The organism is Jiangella rhizosphaerae, from assembly GCF_003579925.1.
Classification (GTDB): Bacteria; Actinomycetota; Actinomycetes; order Jiangellales; family Jiangellaceae; genus Jiangella; species Jiangella rhizosphaerae.
In genome coordinates, this window is the sequence record NZ_QUAL01000237.1 from 1 (window position 1) to 1483 (window position 1483).

At 71.0% G+C, this 1483-nt stretch carries 2 protein-coding genes; both read right to left on the reverse strand.

All coding sequences use genetic code 11. The features are described 5' to 3' along the window. Nucleotides 1–231 precede the first annotated feature (231 nt). Complete coding sequence (locus DY240_RS22725) at nt 232–645, reverse strand: DUF488 domain-containing protein (protein ID WP_119662077.1); 414 nt, start codon at nt 643–645, stop codon at nt 232–234. 9 nt (nt 646–654) lie between these two features. Next, a complete protein-coding gene (locus tag DY240_RS22730) occupies nt 655–1392 on the reverse strand; it encodes an ABC transporter permease (RefSeq protein ID WP_119662078.1) in 738 nt (245 codons plus the stop codon). Nucleotides 1393–1483: the final 91 nt, after the last annotated feature.

A 1483-nucleotide genomic window follows, 5' to 3' on the forward strand; every position in this document is an offset into this window, starting at 1 on the left:
CATTGACCCCGACACAGGGGCTGGGGTGGACGACCGCAGCGCACTGCGACCGTGGACGAGGTGAGAACACCTGGCGTGATGTCTTGCTTCGCTGCCCGGGAACCCCTTGCTGCCGCTCCCGGTGACGGCCCGATCTCCTGAAAATGATCCTATCGAACACCTGTCCACGCCCGCAACCCGACAGCTCGGGCGCGGGGGAGCGGCATCTCCCGGAGGTGAGCGGCCGGCGGGTCAGGCCGGTCCCGCCGCGCCGAGCCGGTCGAGGACCATCTGGCGGTGGCAGCGGGACTGGTCGGCCTCGAGGCACAGCAACGCCACCAAGCGCTTCGCCGACTCCGCCGCCAGCAGGTCCAGCGCCTCCCGGCCCTCCGGCTCGGCCAGGCGCTCGGCGTAGCGCCGCCGCGCGGCTGGGTCGCCGGCAGCGAACGGCACCCGGTTGTCCTTGGGGTTGCCCAGCGCCGGCAGGTGCACGTAGTCGATGCCGGCCGCCGCCAGCGCCGCGGCCAGGCCGCGCTTGGAGAAGCCGGTCTTGCGCGACATCGGCGTCAGCCGCACGTCGGCGACCAGCCCGACCCCGGACGCGGCGAGGCCGGCCACGAAGGAATCGATGGTGTGTCCCTCGTAGCCGACCCCGATGACGCCCATGACGCCAGGTTAGGACGAGCGGCGCATCGCCCGGGTGCCCACCGCCAGGCCGACGACCGCGACGGCGACCGAGGCGACGACGGCGCCCAGCACGGTCGCCGCCGGGAACTCGCCGTTGAACAGCGCCCGCTCGGCGTCGACGACGTAGGTCAGCGGGTTCGCGCTGGACAGCGCCCGCAGCCAGCCGGGACCGTCGTCGACCGGCAGCAGGATGCCGGCCAGCAGCAGCAGCGGGAACAGGACGGTCTGCTGCACCGTCCAGAACAGCCACTCGGTGTTCTTCGACGCCAGCGCCAGCGTGTACGACAGCGCACCGAGCCCCACGGCCATCACCGACAGGATCGCGACGCCCACGACGATGCCGCCGGCGTGCAGGTCGAATCCGAACGGAGCGCAGACCAGCACGATGATCGCTGTCTGCACGATCATCGGGACGATCTCCTTCAGCGCCCGGCCGACGATCAGCGCCGGCCGCCGCAGCGGCGTCACCAGCATCCGCTCGTGCGCGCCGGTCTGGATCTCGAACAGCAGGTTCGACCCGGTGAAGGACGTGCTGAACAGGCACGACATCACCACGATGCCGGGGACGAACCACTGCAGCGCGGAGCCGCCCTCGACCTCGGGCAGCAGCGGCGCGAACAGCCCGAGGAACACCAGCGGCTGGATCATGCTGAACACGACGGAGAACGGGTCGCGCAGGACGGGCCGCAGCTCGCGGCTGAAGACGGTGACGGTGTCGGTGATCATGGTTGTCCCGCTCACTGGTGCACCATCCTCTGGTCGGCGTTCTCCGATTGGGCGTCGATGCACCCCGGGTGCCACCAGGTCACTGCCCTGC